Source organism: Legionella pneumophila subsp. fraseri (assembly GCF_000586315.1).
GTDB lineage: Bacteria > Pseudomonadota > Gammaproteobacteria > Legionellales > Legionellaceae > Legionella > Legionella pneumophila_B.
Window position 1 is genome coordinate 39,851 of sequence record NZ_KK074229.1, and the last position, 17,212, is coordinate 57,062.

Sequence of the window (17,212 nt, forward strand, 5' to 3'; positions counted from 1 at the left end):
CCGAATTAAAAACATTTTTTAACATAGAGATTGGGGTTTTTCGTAAGTTCTGATTGATAGAAATCATGCATTAGGGAGGATTCATTAAATATGAAGAAATATCATCAATTACTTATGGGAATTACTTTACTGTTGTTTGGTGTATGCAATTATGCCGGTGATGCGGGAGCAATTGAAAACAACGACCTTTTCCGAGTTTTCATTCCTAATTTAAAATCCGGGTATGAATTTTCTGCGACTGCTTTTTATCTGCAACCGGGAGCGAATAATTTAGGTTGGGGTGTGATTACTACAGTACTGCCAATACCATCGCCTAATTGGCAGGTCGTTACTTTTAATCCAGATTATCAAGTTGGGTTTAATCTGGGAGGGCGTTATGTATTTGCCAATTCTGGAAGCGATTTGCAGTTAAACTGGTCACATCTGCGGACCAATGATACTGATAATGTCTTTGTGAATCCTACATCGCAATGGATCTCTCCTTTTTCTCAGACTGGTACTCCTCCTACTCCTTCTGGTCAAATCACAGGAGTGGCTTTATTAAAGCTTGCACATGCCAGTCTTGACTTTAATTATGACGCGGTTAATCTCGATGTAGGAAAATTTATTAACTTCGGTTCCAAATTACAGACAAGACTTTTTACAGGATTAAGCAGTGCCTGGATCAAAGAAGAGCTGATATCCACTTTTCGTGGCTTTTCACTCCCTATACTTTCATTAAATAATACATCCACTTACAAAGGTGTCGGGCCGAGATTAGGATTCAATAATAGTTATAATATTTCTCATGGGTTCAATTTGGTTGGACAACTCGCCGGCTCGGTCTTGTATGGCAGAATGCAACCGGCTCAATACCAATTCACAGGAACTTCTCAGCAATTGATTATCGCTGGAATCTATGTAAATCGTGAAGGGCTTGCTAATCCCAGTGTCAATCAACTGGTTCCAGCCCTGGATGCCAAAATTGGGTTAAGTTATCTTTACTCATTGAAACAAAATTGGGATTTGAATTTTGAAGCTGGCTATATGGGGGCCTTGTATTTTAATCCTTTATCCAGTTATGAAACAAATACCAATGTTATTGCTTTGGATACTGGTTCTTTGTCTACATCGAGCGCCAAACACACACAAAGTAATTTTTCTGTAGGCGGCCCTTACATTACCCTCAGCTTAAGAACCTGAACGGAATTGTTTCAGTATCATGGCTTGCTCTAACAACATATTGAAAACTGAATTTCCAATTTATTGTTAGAGCAGGGCATGATAGATAATTGGGTTTTTTTAGAAAGACCCCCGGCCGGGATCCTGGTAAAAAAGGGTCATGTTCAAATTTCAATCTTTAATACCATGCAAGCATAATTATTTTTAGATAATCTGGATATCAAATCCATCAAGCAAATGAATCGCATCTGGCAAACTGAACTTTGCTTTTCTAATATCATTTTGAGTTGGATCAATGGAATAGCTGTGGGCTTCTGTAAAATCAGCCGCATACAATTTTGTGTGGACAAATTGGCTTTTCTCAAAATCAGTTAGTTTAAAGTTGGCGCGCCTTAAATCCGCTTCTCTAAAATCAACATCATGTGCAATACATGCTTCAATCACCAGTTCTTGCAGTTCCAGGCTATAAAAACTTGAGTGCGATATAATGGAATTGTAAAACTGAAACGGACTCGATAGTCGAATATGTGGCCAGTTCAACATAGTCCAATTAACACCTGTGACTTTTGATTTGAAAAAAGTAATGTCGTTAAATGATGAAGCCTTAAATTGAACCGCACTTAGATTGCAACTATTGAACTCACAGTCAACAAATTTACATCGAATGAACTGAGATTCAGAGAAATTTGCACTGATAAATCGGCATCTTTCAAATAGCTTATCCTCAATTATTGTAGAAGGATAACTTAAGCTAGAAAAATTTTGCTCATAAAATTCGGTATTGCTTGAAAAAACAGTAGGTTCCACTGAACTAGGCCTCTAACTTAATATAATCAATAATTTTTTGAACAGACTCATCGACGGTATATCTTGAGGTATCAACCAACATAGATATTGACTCCCAAGGTTCATAATCTCTATTTAGAACATCGTTCCATGTAGGTAACTTATGACCATCTATATCTGCTACTCTCCGTTCTACCCTGTCTTGATGTTCCTTTTTATCAGAACAAATTAATTCAATTTCAACAAAAACAGTATTTGCTTCTTTCGCAACTTGGCGCCAATCATGGCGCGTAATGGCAATGGGATTAACTGAATCAGCAATAACATCTAAGCCCAAGGCTAAATTTTCTTTCGCGATAGCATAGCTTAATAAATAACCCTCAGAACCTATTACTAATGAATCCGGGTAACCCTCTAAATTTTTTAAAGTTTGTTCAATAGTATCCACTCTTAAGTAAACGGCCTTTAAGCGCTTGGCCACTTCTTTTGAAACTGTTGTTTTACCAGTTCCTGGCAGTCCGCCAAAAATAATTAACATTATAATTCCTGTACTTGTGCGGATAAAATTCGTCTTACCGATGTTCGACCAATGCCAAGTCTTTTAGCAATTTCAGACTTGCTCAATCCAGACTCAAATAAATGATTTATTTCAGATTCATACTGTTTTATTGTTGTAGGTCGACCGTGGTTTTTTCCTTTTTGTCTTGCATGAGCAATACCTGATTTGACTCGCTCACGTAGAATTTCTCTTTCAAATTCTGCAAAGATTGCAAGCAGCCCAGCCATTGCTCTTCCGGTAGCAGTAGTAAGATCCAATGCCTCCGTCAAAGAGATAAAGCCAACACCTAATTCATTGAGTTCATTAAGGGTGCGAAATAGGTCATTTACAGAACGACCCCATCGATCTAATTTCCATACAATAATAACATCAACTTGCCTCCGCTTAGCTTGATTGATAAGTTTGTCACGTAGAGGCCTGTTATCTTTTGCTCCTGATCCAATTTCTGTAATTTCACTTTCTATATGCCATTCACGTGCCTGAGCATATTTTTTCATTGCGTCAATTTGTAGATCTAACGTCTGTTGATCATGCGTTGAAACTCTGGCATAAATTCCTGCTTTCATACCTGGCCAAAAACCCATTGAAATTCGTTCATCGAAAACCCTTTAAATATAAGGATCAAAAGTCTTGATTTTCACCTGGCCATAAACTACTGTTTTCGGCCGCCACAAAAGATACCTTAAATTCACAATGACTGCAATTCACGACACCGCTTATCCAAGATTGAAACCAAATCCTGACGAACAGGAACTCAAACAGAATTTTTTGCCAATAAAAGCAGAGCTTGAATTACTCAATAAAAGCACCAGTGAGAAATCACCTCATAGCCGACTTGGTTTTATGCTTTCACTAAAATGTTATCAATGTTTAGGCTATCACATTCCAATCAACACAATTCCGAAACCGATTATCGAATATATTGCAAACTGCATTGATATCAAAGTGGATAAAATAAAGCTACAAAATTACATGCAGCTCAAACAACGCAAGCGCCACAAAACAGTTATACGCAAATTTCTGTCCATCAATGAGTGCAAGCAGCAACGCAAGTCAATAATGAAGTCTGCTGGCTTAAAATCTGCGGCTATTAAAGAAAATTTAGCTGATATTATCAATGATATGCTCGAAGAACTCATCAAAAACAATTTTGAAATTCCGGCATTTTCAACATTGCTCAGATTGGCACGTGCTGCTCGAACTATAGTTAGCTCGGTACTGTATCAAAAAGTTAGCGACCAACTTACCGATGAGACTAAACAATTTTTTGATAAGTTATTGCTATCCACCTCACCAGTCCATGAGTTCACTAGTGGCTGGGAATATCTTAAACAAGAAATGAAAAAACCATCTGTCACAAACATTCGAGAATTTACCGATTACCTGGATCAGTTACGTAAGTGGCGAGATGAAAGCCCAATTGATCTTTCTGATATTCCTGAGCACCGTTTAGATCAATATGTTGCTGAAGCAATGGCTTTAGATATTGCCGATATGCGCCGTATTAAAGAAGCCAAAAGATATGCTTTATCAGCCATGTTGTTATATCATCAGTACGCAAAATCACTTGATAGCATTGTCACTGTGCTGACACGCTGGCTGCGTAAAATAAAAACTGATGCAGCGGAAGCGCTACAGGAAATCAGAAATTCCAACCAAAAAATAACAGATCAACTTATTGGCAGCCTTAAACAAGTACTCGTCGCAAGCAAACAAACTGCCCGAACACCGGAAGAAAAATTAGTGCTTATTGAGCAAAGTTTGCCAAATGATATCGATGCTTCAATTGAAGCCTGCGAACAATATCTGGCTTATGCTGACGATAACGATTTACCTTTAATGTTGAAGTATTATCAAGCAAAAAGACATACTATGTTTCGTTTACTGAAGCAGATAGAGATCAAATCAGCTTCAAAAGATGTGCTAGTAGAAAAGTTAGTTGAATTCATATTGGTACACCAACGAAGCCATGGAGATTATGTTGAAATCAATCCAGAAGAGTTTAGAAATTTAGAATGGCTTGATGACCAATGGTTTCAGTTCATTACCGAGGGCAAGACCAAGCGTTACACCAATCAAATTCGAACCGTTAATAAACAGAAGTTAGAATTGGCTATTTTTAGATTTGCCATGGATGAAATTAACTGTGCCGATGCCTTTGCTCTTAACAGCTATGAGAACGATGATCCCAATAAACAATTTATTCCATGGGACGAATTTTACCAAAACCTAAAGCCTTATGCTGAGCTGATAGGTAAGTCTGACGACCCCCTGCTATTTGTAAAAGAACTAAAGGTAGAGCATCAGAAAGCTGCTGAAAAGGTGAATCAAAATTTTGTCGATAATGAATATTTGAACATTATCAACGGTGAGCTAGTATTAAAGCGAGCTATCAGTAAGAAAGTGAGTCAGCAACAAGAAAAATTTTCAAATTTGGTAGCATCCAAAATGCCATTGACGGATATCGTCTCTGTACTTACTGACGTGGAAAATTGGCTTGGTATCAGTCGCCATTTAAAGCCCTTATCAGGGTACGAACCCAAAATAGATGATTATGATTTGCGGTTTATTGCTACCAGTTTCGCATATGGTTGTAATGTTGGCCCAGTTCAAGCTGAACGATGCTTGAAAAAGTATTCACGTAAACAAATTGCTTGGCTATTCAATCACCACATTACTGAGCTCCGTCTCAATAAAATTAGTGAAGTCATTATCAAGGCATACAAACAGTTTGAGCTGCCTTATATTTGGGGCAATGGTGAAAGTGCTTCTGTTGATGGGACTTATTGGGATATGTATACCAATAATTTACTGGCAGAGCACCATATTCGCTATGGAAAATATGGAGGGATTGGCTATTATCACGTTTCTGATCAGTATGTTGCTTTGTTTGGAAACTTTATCCCGTGTGGTGTTTATGAGGCCATTTACATTTTCGATGGGATTTATGAAAGTGATGAAGCCTTACGTCCAGATACAATCCATGGGGATACACATGCGCAAAACGAAGTGGTATTTGGGTTTGCTTATTTGTTGGCAATAACACTTATGCCCAGAATACGTAGTTTCAAGCATCTCAATTTTTACCGACCAGCTGGAATGAATGAAAAATCATACCAACATATCAGTGATATTTTTACATCGAAAGAGCCCAACTGGCAACTCATAGAGTCAATGTACTACGATATGTTGCGCGTTGTTATGTCAATCCAAAGTGGCAAAATCAAAGCGTCAACTATATTGAAAAAGCTGCGCTCCAATAGCAAGAAGAATAAGCTGCATCAAGCGTTCCGTGAATTGGGACGAGTGGTGCGAACCATTTTTCTTTTAAATTATATTACTGATGTTGCCTTCGTAAAAAGATTCAAGCAGCTACTTGTAAAAGTGAAGAGTTTAATGATTTTATTGACTGGATCACCTTTGGCAAAGACGGCGTTATTCACGAAAACAATAGTATAATTCAGCAAAAAATTATTGCGTTTGGCAGGATGGTTGCTAATGCTGTGATGTTCTACACTGTTGCCAACACAACCAATGTTTTGAACCAGCTTTCTGCTGAAGAAGTCAAATATAGTAAGGATGATTTATCGATTTTATCAGCGTATTTCAGGGAGAATATTAATCGCTATGGTGTTTTTGATTTGTCCAGGTCACGACAGACAATGCCATTACAGTTTGGTATTAATAGGGATTAAAAATTGAACATGACCCTTTTTTACCAGGATCCCGGCCGGGGGTCAGAAACATTCTCAGGAATTTTTATTCTTCTTATTTGGCTCGAAAACAGGTGACGATGTGATCATTTACCATACCAATGGCTTGCATGTAAGCGTAGATGATGGTTGAGCCAACAAAGCTCATCCCTCGTTTTTTTAGATCTTTCGATAACGCATCTGATTCTTTACTGGTTGCTGGTATCGCTCTTATGCTTTCAGGACGATTTATGATAGGTGTCCCATTAACAAACTGCCAAACGTAAGAATCAAATGATCCATATTCTTGCTGAATAGACAGAAAAACCTTTGCATTCTTTCTGGTAGAAAAAATTTTAAGTCGGTTACGGATAATTTCAGGATTAGTTAGTAAGGCACTTAGTTCATCATCTGTCATTTGAGCTACGGCTTGCGGGTTAAATTGTCTGAAAGCTTTCCGGTACCCATCGCGTTTTTTTAGTATCGTTTCCCAATTTAACCCCGCTTGAGCACCCTCCAGAATGAGCATCTCGAAATGTTTTTCATCATCATGAACAGGAATTCCCCATTCAGTATCATGGTATAGCTCATAATGGGGTTTGTTTTGTCCCACCCACTCGCATCGGTTTATAATGATATTTTGACTCATAATGTAATTTTTAAATTGGCTTAAAACTATTTAATCCTGATAATGCTGGTATTTATAGCATTGGTCTACTATTCTTTGTGAACTATTCATTATGTTGTATTCGTTGTCAAGTAATGAAAGTTGTGAGGAAGTAGCTGGTTAACCGTATCAGGCCTTCTAAATAACTTCAATGCAACTCATTGATTTTAAGATTAAAGTTATTTAGAAGGCCTGAGTATAAATCAAATTGTTCTAAAAAAATCAAATTATAGGAGATTCTTATGACACAAGCTGCGTTTGGAGAGTTTTGTTGGAATGAATTAGCTACTTCAGATGTTAAAAAAGCAAAGGATTTTTATGGTAAAGTCTTTGGTTGGCAATTTAGAGAGATTGAGTCAAAGGAAATGACCTACACTCTAATTCAGTGTAATGATAAGGAAATGGCAGGTATATGGCAAATTCCCAAAGATCAGCAAAGTCATATTCCCCCTCACTGGATGGCTTATATTTATGTCCAGGATGTATCAGAGGCTTTAAAAAAAGCAAAACAACATGGTGCTCAGGAAGTGAAAGGAATAACCCAGGCTGGTGAAATGGGACGTTTTGCTATTATAGTCGATCCGACTGGTGCACATGTCGCTCTATGGGAGTCCTTTGAATAATACATAATAGACCTCTTGCATAACCTGATTATTTTGTTTTAGAGCAAGGAGCAAACGTTTTGAGGAGCGGAGTTTACATGGAGCAAATGAGCAAGAAACGTTTGCAACGCAGCAATAAAACGAAAGATACAGGTTATGCAAGAGGACTAATGTAGTTTGTAATGAATTCTTAGAGATTAAAAAATTGTAAAGGCCATTGGGTTTATTCGGGGAATGGTTTTATGAAAAGGGATTATTATTGGGAGGGTGGATTCGATTTTTCTGTTGTTTTCTCTTTCACGGGGGAGTTCAATTGATGTTTGACAAGTAACTCGGTTTGATGGCATGGAGAATAACCCTGTCGAGCAATTTGTTTAAAAATTCTATTACAGGTCTCATAAAGCTCATGATACTTGTTTTGAGAATCCGTTTCTTTTGAACTCAGGTAATTGGCAGTGGCTTGGAACAAGGTCAAACTTGAGATGAATTTACGATCATCAGGAAAACCACCCATCAGATGAGATAGAGGAATGTTCTTTAATTTTTCCTCTGTGAGTTTTATTAACTCAAAATAGCGCTTGAACAGTTCAGGATCTTTTAAATAATCACATGCTTCACTAAAATCTTTAATTCCATACAGCTTGGCAGACGGGCTTTTGCCTAAATTTTCCAATTGAGGAAAAATATACCAGATCCAATGGCTGCTTTTTTTTCCTTCTTGTATTTCTCTGAATGCGTGATCGTAGCCATAAGTATTGCTATTTTGGGCATTGTGAAAACGGTCAAGTCCTTTATTTCCAGCCATGGATTTTTCTCTTAATTGAATTGATTTTTATATTCACTCACCAGGTATGATGCTTTAATTGCTTATTTATAAATCAATTATAACAAAGTTATAAAAATTTATGATATTTGTTAACGAGTTGGTTTTGGTATGGAATCAAACGTTGTGGGTGCTTTTTCATTGGTTGTTTCAGCGGCTTTCTGTTCTGTTACTTTTATCTGCTCTCGAGAAGATGAACCAAATAAAGTAAATCTGGAGTCTAATGAGCTCACAGTACTTTCAGTTGGCGACAAAGCAGGCTTTTTATCGTGAACTGTTAATAAACTTTTCACCTGTCTTGCAGGGTTTGAATGACTGGCTAAATCAAGATTTAATTGTTGCTCATAAACACTTAATGCTTCATCCAAAACTGCGTCTTGGTGTTTCGCAGTTTCTTCTGCTTTTAATTGAGCATCCTCTGTTTCAGCCATTTTTTCAGCGGTCCACTTGATTAAACCAATGATTGCCATAACACTACCTACTGCAAACATGACAGGAACCATAATCGGGGGGGCAGCAATCACGCCAGCTACCACAAGTAAACCGGCTATCGATATTAAAGTACTGGCCGCTGCTATAGCAAAGGTACTGTAACTTAATGGCAAATTAATGGTAGATTTCAAATTGTCCCGTTCTATTTTAGCAAGCGGGGCTATGATTTCTTCTATGCTATCGTCAGTTTTAGTTATTTCTTTTTGTAATGATTTGATTTCATTTAAGAGCTCTTTTTGCTCAGTGCTTTTTATAATTGAATTGATTAAAGCAATTTTATCTACAAGGGTTTTCAATTGCTCAGCGCGTTTAGTATAGAGTTGATTTAGTTTGTAAGCGTCGCTCTCTTTATTGTTTCCAGGGATGATATTTTTTTTCCTAAGTACTGCATTAATGAAGTTCAACTCTTCTTTTAATTGTTGTTGTTCCATTTTATTGGGATAAGATTTCTCAAGTTCATGTTGGAGTTCTATGGCACGAATTTCGAATAAGTCATTATATTTATCATTGTCTGGTTCTATACGTTTCGCTACAAGATTTATAAATTCTTTTTTCATTTTGTAGGAATTTGCCAATTGAAATTTTTCAGCAATTTTTCCAAAGAATCCGAAACCCTCCATGATAGTTACTGTGGAGGCGATTATTGTTCCAATAATCGCGGCAGCCAGTCCACCGAGCGTGATCGCTGTAATAGAAAGAGCGATAATAGCAGCAATTAGAATGGATGATACAATTTTTTCGGCTATCGGTTTTTCCGGATCACTCACAATAGAAATTGATTTGGCTAGTGTGGCCACCAGCTGCAGTATTCCGCCTACCAGTGGAATTTGTCGATAGGCGCTTAAGAAAGAATTAATGACATTAAACACATGGCTAACCCCCGTTGTTATGGTTGATGCTGTGGCTGTTCCAGCATGAATTTGCTCGCCTAACGATTTGGATTGTGCAAGTTGATCCTGAAGATTCTTTTTAAGAGTTTTCATCTTTTCTGACAATGGGATGGGAGTTCGATATTTTTTGGCCATAAAAAGAACCCTAAAGACACATATAAAACTATATGAATTATTTTAATACATAATTTTACTTGTTAATTTTACTTTTGGGAAGATGTTTGTTTAAAGTTTAAACAAAAAAATCCAGAAAATAAGACCTGACTTATATTATTTTTATTGCTTCAGCTAGGCTGTTTTAATTATTGCTGGATAAAATTTTATAATGGATAGTATATTTTGTTTGCCAGTGTGAGGAAGGCACTTGCTTTGAATTAATGGAAAATGAAATAACTTTTTTACCTGCCAGGTAATTATTCTGGCTAAATAACAATCCAAATTCAGCGCTGTTTTCTATGAAAGGCGATAATAGAAAACCGGATTTTGCCATATTGGCAATGAGCCTGTATTGTCTTAGGGTACCATTTTTTAATTCCAAATTAGCTTCAAGCTGATGAGGCTTAAAAAAGGTAGCCGCTAACATCCCCCAAAATGTTGGTTCAATATCTATTTCGACAAAAAGAGGTATATCGGTATCAGGTATTTTAACTTGTTCTCCAAGCGTGTGAATTTCTGTTTTTAATGGCACTAAAGAAGTAAGAGGTTTATTGACTGGTTTTTTTCTTAAAAATAAAAAATCATTATCTAAACGCACCGGTTGATAATGATTAATCAGGGTTGGCCAACTCATACCGTCTTCCATTGAAGGAATTCTATTGTCAATGGGTTCCACTTTAAAAATGATGTTATCCGGTTTGTTCTCACTCAAAAGGTAATTCTTATTGATTTCTGCCATGTTTGCAGTAAAAACAGAATAGCTCTGAAAGATTGGCCTTGGTGACCATTGCATTCCTGATGCGATTAATGACGTTTGATTATAGGAATAAATGTCGGTAGTACCTGGCAATATGGGAAAATTATCCTGGGTTTTCAAATAATTCATAGTTAATGAAAAATTTTCTTTTAACCAATTCTTGTTTTGAATTCTGTTTTTAAGACCATAATAAGCGGCGGTATAGGTGGAAATGAAATTATCGCGAACGGATATTTTGGTATAGTGCCCGTTGATATAACTCGCTGTATAAAGGGATAGAGCTAATAATGGGACTGTTACTTTGTTGTTGGAATTTAAATACGGCAATAAAAAAGAGGCAAGCAAAACAGAGGTGCCGGCAATAAAAGCATGACCAAAATGTCTTGTGAACCCCGTTTTATAAGACAGGAAAAGAAAGACAAAATAGGTACAAAATAGGAATGCTTTGGATAATGGTGAGAGCTTTTTTTGCAGGAGGATGGATAAGAGAATGCAAAAAGAGGTAATCCCAAATACTATTAGTTCTTTATTGTCTCCTTCGGTTGCCATGGCTTCAGTAAAACCTGAGGCAAGCGAGATAGTGTTACTGATATAAGATGGCAGATGGAAAATAGACTGCCCGGATGCTATCCAAAAAAACAACATGGAAACTAGTGGAGATGCCAGAGCGAGCAAAGCAAGTGTGCGCTGTTTATAAAGGCTCAAAAAGAAAGAACATAAAAGCATGGTAATGATGCTTAATATTAAAAGAGAGCCCTTGATCAGAGGAAATAAACCGAATGGGGTAAAAAGCAAAGCAAATAAAGTGAAGAAATTGCTTTTTAAGAAACTCTCTTTTCCATGAATTTCTTTATGAATGAGTAATCCAATAATTAACGAATAGGAAAAAAATAACGAATCCCGAGCATAAATCATACTGAAAAGAAGTATTGCAAAAGCGATACTCCAACGCCATTTAATGCCTTGCATCAAAAAAATAATAGCTATCCAGTAACACAGAGCTAAATACAAACTTCCACCAACCATCATGAAATCGGTAGCAGGGTGGTAGAATTTTGTATAGATGGAAGAATAAGGTCCTAAGGTAAAAAAAATGTCTTTGCCAAAGGCCAAACCTTGGGCAATGGCTTGATTGAGCCCTACTGCCCAAGAGGCATCAAGCCCAGGGGCTGGCATTTTGGGTGAGAGTGGAATAAAAACTGCGATTATAATAATGAGCAAAGCGAATTTTAATAACCAGTTCAAAACGAGTGGAATTATTTTGAGGCTTGAAAAAACGTTCGTTTGATAAGGAAGATGGGCTTGGGCTCTAGTCATTTTGTTATAGGCATATCATATTAAGCATCATATCATAGCATTCCTTGCTGCTGAATTGACAATGCCTTTATCGCTTACTTTCCTTCCCCTAAACAAAATGAGCCACAGTACCCACTCACTCTACGTTTATCTCAAATAAACATAATAGACATTAAATAACAGGAACAAACCTATAATAAAGAATATTACAGCTGCTATTTTTAGTCTCATTGGATTATCGACAAATGATTGGCCTACCTTAACTGCGGTATCTGGGCATAAAAATCTGATTAAACCACCAAGCAAGACTAACCATGCAAAAAGAGTAATAACAACAGGCCAGCCCATAACCCAGATATTATGACTGACGACTAAAAGCAACCCTATAATCAAGGTTACTATAGCCATAATCAATTGCGATCCGCGATGAGCTATAATCTCTGCCATAGCTGATTTTGCATGCTCAGTATGGAATAATAAGAATAAACTTACTATGATTAAATACCAGCCAATCACTGTGGCTAGAAATGTAGTTAACATCTTCAAACTCCTTACAATGACCTCCTACTATAATTATAGCAATTTTGTGAGCTATGTGTCGGAAAGTTAAAGGAAAATTGAGGAATTAGCGGAATGATACGGTTTTATTTTATTTGAAAATGGAGAGTAATCTAACATGATGAAAAAAATTAATTTATTCAAATTGCTTATGATCTTTATTCTGGGTACAAGCGCACTTCAGGCAGCTGGATTATCAACTCAACGTATTGAACAATTATCTAATGCCAGGGTAACGGTGTGGAAAACAATTATCTATCCCTCTTCAAAACAAGTTTTGCCCATGCACAGACATGATAACGATCGGGTTTTGGTCGCGTTGACGGATGGGACATTGAAAATTACAAACAACAAAGGAAAAGTACACTATTTAAAATTAAAGAAAGGTAAGGCGTATTATCTTACCAAAGACGTTCCTGACGAATTACATAATGATGAAAACGTAACTAACCATCCAATTCAGGTAATGGTAATTCAGTTAAATGATAAAGCATGATTCGGGGTAAGTGGCTAATCTGATGTTGTATTAATTCCTGGTCGGGAAAAACAATTTTAGTAAGTGTTCTTGGAGCTTACCGATGCCATCGTGATATCAGATCACATTATCAGCTAATTGGAGAGTTACTTCCGTCCTTGTTGCTTATTATTTGTGCTATCATTTAATCATTGCTTCATTCAGTGACAGGATTTCGAGAATGCATACTCAACGTGGATTGGAAGTAACGACAGGCTCTATAGAGGCATTAGATAGTATCAATTATTTTCATGAACAAGTATTAAGTTCCGGTCAAAACGCAATCCAAATTCTGGATTCAGCAAAAAAACATACTGACAATTTATTAATTCAAACTTATGCGGCTGCTTTTTATTTGTATGCACAAGAAGATGCAGCGAATGAACAAGCCAGCAATTATTTGCAATCAGCATCCAGGTTATTAAAATCAGCGAATGAACGTGAAAAATTAATTTTTGAAGCAGTAACGAATTGGTCTAAGCGAGATTATGCCAATGCCATTAGTTTGTTAGTTACTCTGCTTGAAAGGTATCCCAGAGATACTCTGGCGCTTAAATTTGTGGAATGGCTTTTTTATTGTACGGGACAGGCTTTTAATGCCGAGTATTTTCTTAAAGTATGTGATAGGTGCGCTCCCGAGAATCAGGATGAGTCACATTTTTTAGCGATACATTCCTTTGCTTTGGAGTTATGCAGACAATATTCCAAAGCCAGGGAAATGGCTGAAGAGGCTATCACAATGAATTTGCTCACTCCTTGGGCACATCATACCTTGGCTCATGTGTATTTATTAACAAGTGATATTACTGGTGGTATCAATAGACTTCGAGATTTACAAAAAACCTGGGAGGACATTTTACCTTTGTTGAAAGGTCATAATACCTGGCATTTGGCACTATTTCATTTGGCAAATCGTAATGAAGAGGAAATTAAAAAATTATACCCCCATATTGCAGGGGCAATGCCTGATACTGTACTTGAGCAGTTGGATACTATTTCCCTGTTATGGCGTATGGATATGGCAGGTTTACCGCAGGACAAATTATTAAATCAGATAGTAGAGCATCTGGGGGCTCATCCTTTGGAATATTATACAGGGTTTACTAATGCTCATTTTATTTATTGTCTGGTGAGGGCAGGTTATAAAAACGAAGCGGATGAGTCGTTGAAAAGAATGAAGTCTTATGCCTGCTCACCTTCTTCTGATGCTCTATGGGGCGATGTCGTTTTACCTTTGTGTCAGGGTATTTATGCCTTTGCCGATGCAGATTATAAGACTGCCTTGATGTTGATGGAGCCGGTGATTGGTGAATGTGCACAATTAGGTGGAAGCGATGCACAGATAGAGCTTTTTTTCCAGACTTACTTGTTGGTGTTGATACACACTAATCAAAAGGACAAAGCGTTACAATTTTTTACTGAACATTTAAAGTATTACAATAATACGCCATTGAGCGACTGGTGGTTCTAATTGGCTAATAAGGCTTAGGTATATATAGCATGGGTCAGCCAATCCATTCATTCAGCCTGCATACAGGTTGGTTTGTTAATTTTACCTGATGCAGGTAGTTTGATTCCTGCCATGCCGCAGTCGTCTGTTCTTAAAAAAGTGATACCTAATGTTTTCATGCTTTGCAACGTTTTGACGTGTGGAAATTTGAAGCGATTATCAAATCCCAACGATGCAATCGCATAAAGTGGGTTTACTTCCAGTAAAAATCGATAAGATGAAGAAGTCTTACTCCCATGATGAGGAACAACTAAAATTTCAGATGCCAGCTCACTGCCGTAGTTTCTTACCAGGTAGTCTTCAGCCGCTTTTTCAATATCTCCCGTTAATAAAACTCTGCCAGCTGAATTACTTACTTGTAAAATACAAGAGTTGTTATTTTTTTTAGTGAAAGACTCTTTGATGGGTAAAAAACGAAAACTTACCCCATCCCATTGCCATTGAGGGTATGAATGACAATTGCTTCCACGCTTATAAAAATAGGGATCATTCACTATTAATTGATTGACTTGCATCTCTTTTTCAAGGGAATTTAATCCACCTTTATGATCTTTATCAGGATGGCTTATCACAATGGTATCAATGGTTTTTATTTCAGCTGATCTAAAAAAAGGTATTATTGCCATTTGCCCTAAATCACTGCCTTGAAAAAATGAATCTCCCGTATCGTAGAGTAAAACATGATGTTGCGTTTGTATCGCAACAGCCAGCCCTTGTCCAACATCCAAAACATTAATTAATGCTTCTCCTGGGTAAATTGCAGTACGGGGCGGAAATAAGGGAATGATAATCCAAAGGATAGCCAAGTGTTTGAATGGCTTGACAGGTAATAATACTCTTAAAAACAGACCTGCTGTCATAGCGAGCATCATTGTTCCTGAGGTGATGGACCAGGTGATATTGATCCCTGCTATTTGCTCAACATACGTCAACCCTTGCAGTAACAGGGCAACAAGCCAGGCCAATGGTTTCATTAATATCCATGACCAATCAAATGGACTCATAATCATAGTCATTAAAGCCAAGGGTACTATCAGAAAGCTGACTAAAGGTATGGCAAATAAATTGGCAAGAAATCCATTGATAGAGCCATAGGAGTACCAATGGAGCGTTAAAGGCATCAATCCAATAAGGCAGCTTAATTGTAATGCAAGTGTCTTTTTATAGTTTTTCAGTGGCCAACGTTGGTGAGTCAATAGAAGACAAGCCACCGCAAGAAATGAAAAATAAAATCCTTGCAGGAATACAGCGTGGGGTTCAATGCACAAGACTAAAAATAAGGCATATCTCCATATTTGCCATGGCGTAAAGCGTTGTTTTCCAATGGCGTATATTGTGTAAAGTTCACAACCAATTAAAGCACGCTGTACAGGAGGCTCAAACCCTGCTAAAAAAGCATAGGGCAAGGCGGCTAGTAATCCACCGATACTCGCTATGGTATTGGCTGGTAAGAATAAACAACAGCGATAGCTCATTGACCACATCCATCTTATCACGATAAAGAAAATGCCAGATACCAGAGCGATGTGCTCTCCTGATATCCCAAATAAATGTATTGTTCCCGTTCGTCGGAATAAATTCCAATGTTCTGAACTGATATGGTGAGTTACATTTAACGTCAATGCTTCGATAATGCCTGCTGTTTCCATATCAGGTGCCAGTTTGGTCAGAGCATCCCCTATTTTTTCACGTAGTGTTAACCAACTGAAAGAGGGGGGGTGATTGTTAATTAATTTATTATTCCCATAACGAATATAACCAGCCCAATGGATATGACGAGCCGCCAGGTAGCGTACATAATTAAAACCTCCGGGGTTGCGGAAATTACGAGGTTTTTTTAGTTTTACGGAAAGTTGCCATCGCTGACCGGCTCGTAAGATAGGTGGTTTGTTGTACCAGTTTAATTGGATTAAGCCTTGAGCAGGATTATTATTAATTTTTTCAATTGCAAAATGGAATTGGGTTTTGTTAGGACGTTGCATGGGGATGGAAGCAATTGTTCCTTCCAATTGGACTTGAGTGATTACTTGCGTATCAGGCATTCCCTTGGGTGATACAATCCACTGGTGAATCAGGGCAAAGCCCCACCCGGCCAGGAAGAACAGGACAATTGGATATCTTGGTGTGATATAAAAGAGTAAAGGAATCGCAATAGTTAGATAAATATTATCGGTATAGGCATAAAGTACGCCTATTAAAAAGCAAAAAATTTCCATTTCAAATTAAGTTGGACTTTCCCTTACTGGCCAATCTACTCGAATTGAATCGTTTGTGTAAAGAATTTTTTACTGAGTTAACCGGGATTCCAGCATTCTGGCTGGGCATTAGCAGAGGAATCTACTGCTGTTTTTACATTCGCTTGATTGATTGACATGCTGGCACACTCGGTATCTTTGGCTTGGGTTCCGACAGGGGTTGCCGTTAAGGTATACGTTGTAGCTGTAAGGTTTGAAATATTGATCGTATAGTACCCATTTGGTGTTGTTTGCGGAAATGCCGGTAAGGCGCCACACGCCGCAGCATAGGAAAAATTCTGTGAATAACAGCGTTCTAAAATGATTTGATCTTGTGTCAATGTAGCATGGGCATCGGCACGACGGGACTTTTGGATATATTGTAAATAGGATGGATAGGCAATTGAAACCAGAATTCCCATAATGACCATGCTGATCAGAACTTCAACCAGGGTAAACGCAGATTGTCTCATGCGCTTATTCTTCATAAAATGTCGATTATTGAGCATTTGGGT

13 protein-coding genes and 3 pseudogenes are annotated in these 17,212 nt (G+C 37.6%); 5 read left to right on the forward strand and 11 right to left on the reverse strand.

Annotation, left to right across the window (positions count from 1 at the left end; translation table 11 throughout):
- Nucleotides 1-90 precede the first annotated feature (90 nt).
- Entirely contained in the window at nucleotides 91-1,182 is a 1,092-nt protein-coding gene (locus tag CC34_RS0115680; RefSeq protein WP_027228433.1) for an Lpg1974 family pore-forming outer membrane protein, read from the forward strand.
- A gap of 183 nt (nucleotides 1,183-1,365) precedes the next feature.
- Here the strand turns inward: CC34_RS0115680 and CC34_RS1000000117820 are convergent, their stop codons facing one another.
- From CC34_RS1000000117820 to CC34_RS0115695, 4 genes and pseudogenes are all read right to left on the reverse strand, one after another.
- A complete protein-coding gene (locus CC34_RS1000000117820; protein ID WP_229309721.1) occupies nucleotides 1,366-1,704 on the reverse strand; it encodes a pentapeptide repeat-containing protein in 339 nt (112 codons plus the stop codon).
- Nucleotides 1,705-1,761: 57 nt separating this feature from the next.
- Nucleotides 1,762-1,968, reverse strand: a pseudogene (locus CC34_RS1000000117825) (pentapeptide repeat-containing protein); the annotation flags it as partial.
- A 4-nt stretch (nucleotides 1,969-1,972) separates the two neighbouring features.
- Nucleotides 1,973-2,485 (reverse strand): P-loop nucleotide/nucleoside kinase family protein, encoded by a 513-nt coding sequence (locus tag CC34_RS0115690; protein ID WP_027228435.1) that lies wholly within the window; start codon nucleotides 2,483-2,485, stop codon nucleotides 1,973-1,975.
- Nucleotides 2,485-3,090: a recombinase family protein gene (locus tag CC34_RS0115695; RefSeq protein WP_229309722.1), complete on the reverse strand. Its 606-nt coding sequence runs from the start codon at nucleotides 3,088-3,090 to the stop codon at nucleotides 2,485-2,487. Before CC34_RS0115695 ends, CC34_RS0115690 begins: the two co-directional genes overlap by 1 nt.
- A 109-nt stretch (nucleotides 3,091-3,199) precedes the next feature.
- Here CC34_RS0115695 and CC34_RS0115700 point away from each other — a divergent pair.
- Nucleotides 3,200-6,201, forward strand: a pseudogene (locus tag CC34_RS0115700) (Tn3 family transposase).
- Nucleotides 6,202-6,274: 73 nt separating this feature from the next.
- On the opposite strand, the gene CC34_RS0115710 reads toward CC34_RS0115700, so the two are convergent.
- Nucleotides 6,275-6,847 (reverse strand): DNA-3-methyladenine glycosylase I, encoded by a 573-nt coding sequence (locus CC34_RS0115710; RefSeq protein ID WP_027228439.1) that lies wholly within the window; start codon nucleotides 6,845-6,847, stop codon nucleotides 6,275-6,277.
- Between the two features lie 260 nt (nucleotides 6,848-7,107).
- Between CC34_RS0115710 and CC34_RS0115715 the strand changes: the two genes are divergently transcribed.
- A complete protein-coding gene (locus tag CC34_RS0115715; protein WP_010946356.1) occupies nucleotides 7,108-7,488 on the forward strand; it encodes a VOC family protein in 381 nt (126 codons plus the stop codon).
- Between the two features lie 238 nt (nucleotides 7,489-7,726).
- Here the strand turns inward: CC34_RS0115715 and CC34_RS01000000116705 are convergent.
- From CC34_RS01000000116705 to CC34_RS0115735, 4 genes and pseudogenes are all read right to left on the reverse strand, one after another.
- A pseudogene (locus CC34_RS01000000116705) lies at nucleotides 7,727-8,272 on the reverse strand (DUF1810 domain-containing protein); the annotation flags it as partial.
- Nucleotides 8,273-8,382: 110 nt separating this feature from the next.
- Entirely contained in the window at nucleotides 8,383-9,807 is a 1,425-nt protein-coding gene (gene sidA, locus CC34_RS0115725; protein ID WP_028378186.1) for a T4SS effector SidA, read from the reverse strand.
- 163 nt (nucleotides 9,808-9,970) lie between these two features.
- A complete protein-coding gene (locus tag CC34_RS0115730; RefSeq protein ID WP_027228442.1) occupies nucleotides 9,971-11,902 on the reverse strand; it encodes a hypothetical protein in 1,932 nt (643 codons plus the stop codon).
- Between the two features lie 126 nt (nucleotides 11,903-12,028).
- On the reverse strand, nucleotides 12,029-12,421 hold the full coding sequence (locus tag CC34_RS0115735) for a hypothetical protein (protein WP_027228443.1): 393 nt from the start codon (nucleotides 12,419-12,421) through the stop codon (nucleotides 12,029-12,031).
- A 136-nt stretch (nucleotides 12,422-12,557) separates the two neighbouring features.
- On the opposite strand from CC34_RS0115735, the gene CC34_RS0115740 reads away from it, so the two are divergent.
- Nucleotides 12,558-12,935 carry a cupin domain-containing protein gene (locus CC34_RS0115740; protein WP_027228444.1) on the forward strand — a complete coding sequence of 126 codons (378 nt, stop codon included), beginning with the start codon at nucleotides 12,558-12,560 and terminating at the stop codon, nucleotides 12,933-12,935.
- 199 nt (nucleotides 12,936-13,134) lie between these two features.
- A complete protein-coding gene (locus CC34_RS0115745) occupies nucleotides 13,135-14,424 on the forward strand; it encodes a tetratricopeptide repeat protein (protein ID WP_027228445.1) in 1,290 nt (429 codons plus the stop codon).
- 47 nt (nucleotides 14,425-14,471) lie between these two features.
- Here the strand turns inward: CC34_RS0115745 and CC34_RS0115750 are convergent, their stop codons facing one another.
- Nucleotides 14,472-16,679, reverse strand: a complete 2,208-nt coding sequence (locus CC34_RS0115750) for a DNA internalization-related competence protein ComEC/Rec2 (RefSeq protein WP_028379724.1) — start codon at nucleotides 16,677-16,679, stop codon at nucleotides 14,472-14,474.
- A gap of 77 nt (nucleotides 16,680-16,756) precedes the next feature.
- Nucleotides 16,757-17,206, reverse strand: a complete 450-nt coding sequence (locus CC34_RS0115755) for a type IV pilin protein (RefSeq protein WP_027228447.1) — start codon at nucleotides 17,204-17,206, stop codon at nucleotides 16,757-16,759.
- Nucleotides 17,207-17,212: the final 6 nt, after the last annotated feature.

Excerpts from the sequence above, each read along its gene's own strand:
- CC34_RS0115680 (WP_027228433.1), top strand. The coding sequence starts at position 91 with ATGAAGAAATATCATCAATTACTTATGGGAATTACTTTACTGTTGTTT.
- CC34_RS1000000117820 (WP_229309721.1), bottom strand. The coding sequence starts at position 1,704 with ATGTTGAACTGGCCACATATTCGACTATCGAGTCCGTTTCAGTTTTAC.
- CC34_RS0115690 (WP_027228435.1), bottom strand. The coding sequence starts at position 2,485 with ATGTTAATTATTTTTGGCGGACTGCCAGGAACTGGTAAAACAACAGTT.
- CC34_RS0115695 (WP_229309722.1), bottom strand. The coding sequence starts at position 3,090 with ATGGGTTTTTGGCCAGGTATGAAAGCAGGAATTTATGCCAGAGTTTCA.
- CC34_RS0115710 (WP_027228439.1), bottom strand. The coding sequence starts at position 6,847 with ATGAGTCAAAATATCATTATAAACCGATGCGAGTGGGTGGGACAAAAC.
- CC34_RS0115715 (WP_010946356.1), top strand. The coding sequence starts at position 7,108 with ATGACACAAGCTGCGTTTGGAGAGTTTTGTTGGAATGAATTAGCTACT.
- sidA (WP_028378186.1), bottom strand. The coding sequence starts at position 9,807 with ATGGCCAAAAAATATCGAACTCCCATCCCATTGTCAGAAAAGATGAAA.
- CC34_RS0115730 (WP_027228442.1), bottom strand. The coding sequence starts at position 11,902 with ATGACTAGAGCCCAAGCCCATCTTCCTTATCAAACGAACGTTTTTTCA.
- CC34_RS0115735 (WP_027228443.1), bottom strand. The coding sequence starts at position 12,421 with ATGTTAACTACATTTCTAGCCACAGTGATTGGCTGGTATTTAATCATA.
- CC34_RS0115740 (WP_027228444.1), top strand. The coding sequence starts at position 12,558 with ATGATGAAAAAAATTAATTTATTCAAATTGCTTATGATCTTTATTCTG.
- CC34_RS0115745 (WP_027228445.1), top strand. The coding sequence starts at position 13,135 with ATGCATACTCAACGTGGATTGGAAGTAACGACAGGCTCTATAGAGGCA.
- CC34_RS0115750 (WP_028379724.1), bottom strand. The coding sequence starts at position 16,679 with ATGGAAATTTTTTGCTTTTTAATAGGCGTACTTTATGCCTATACCGAT.
- CC34_RS0115755 (WP_027228447.1), bottom strand. The coding sequence starts at position 17,206 with ATGCTCAATAATCGACATTTTATGAAGAATAAGCGCATGAGACAATCT.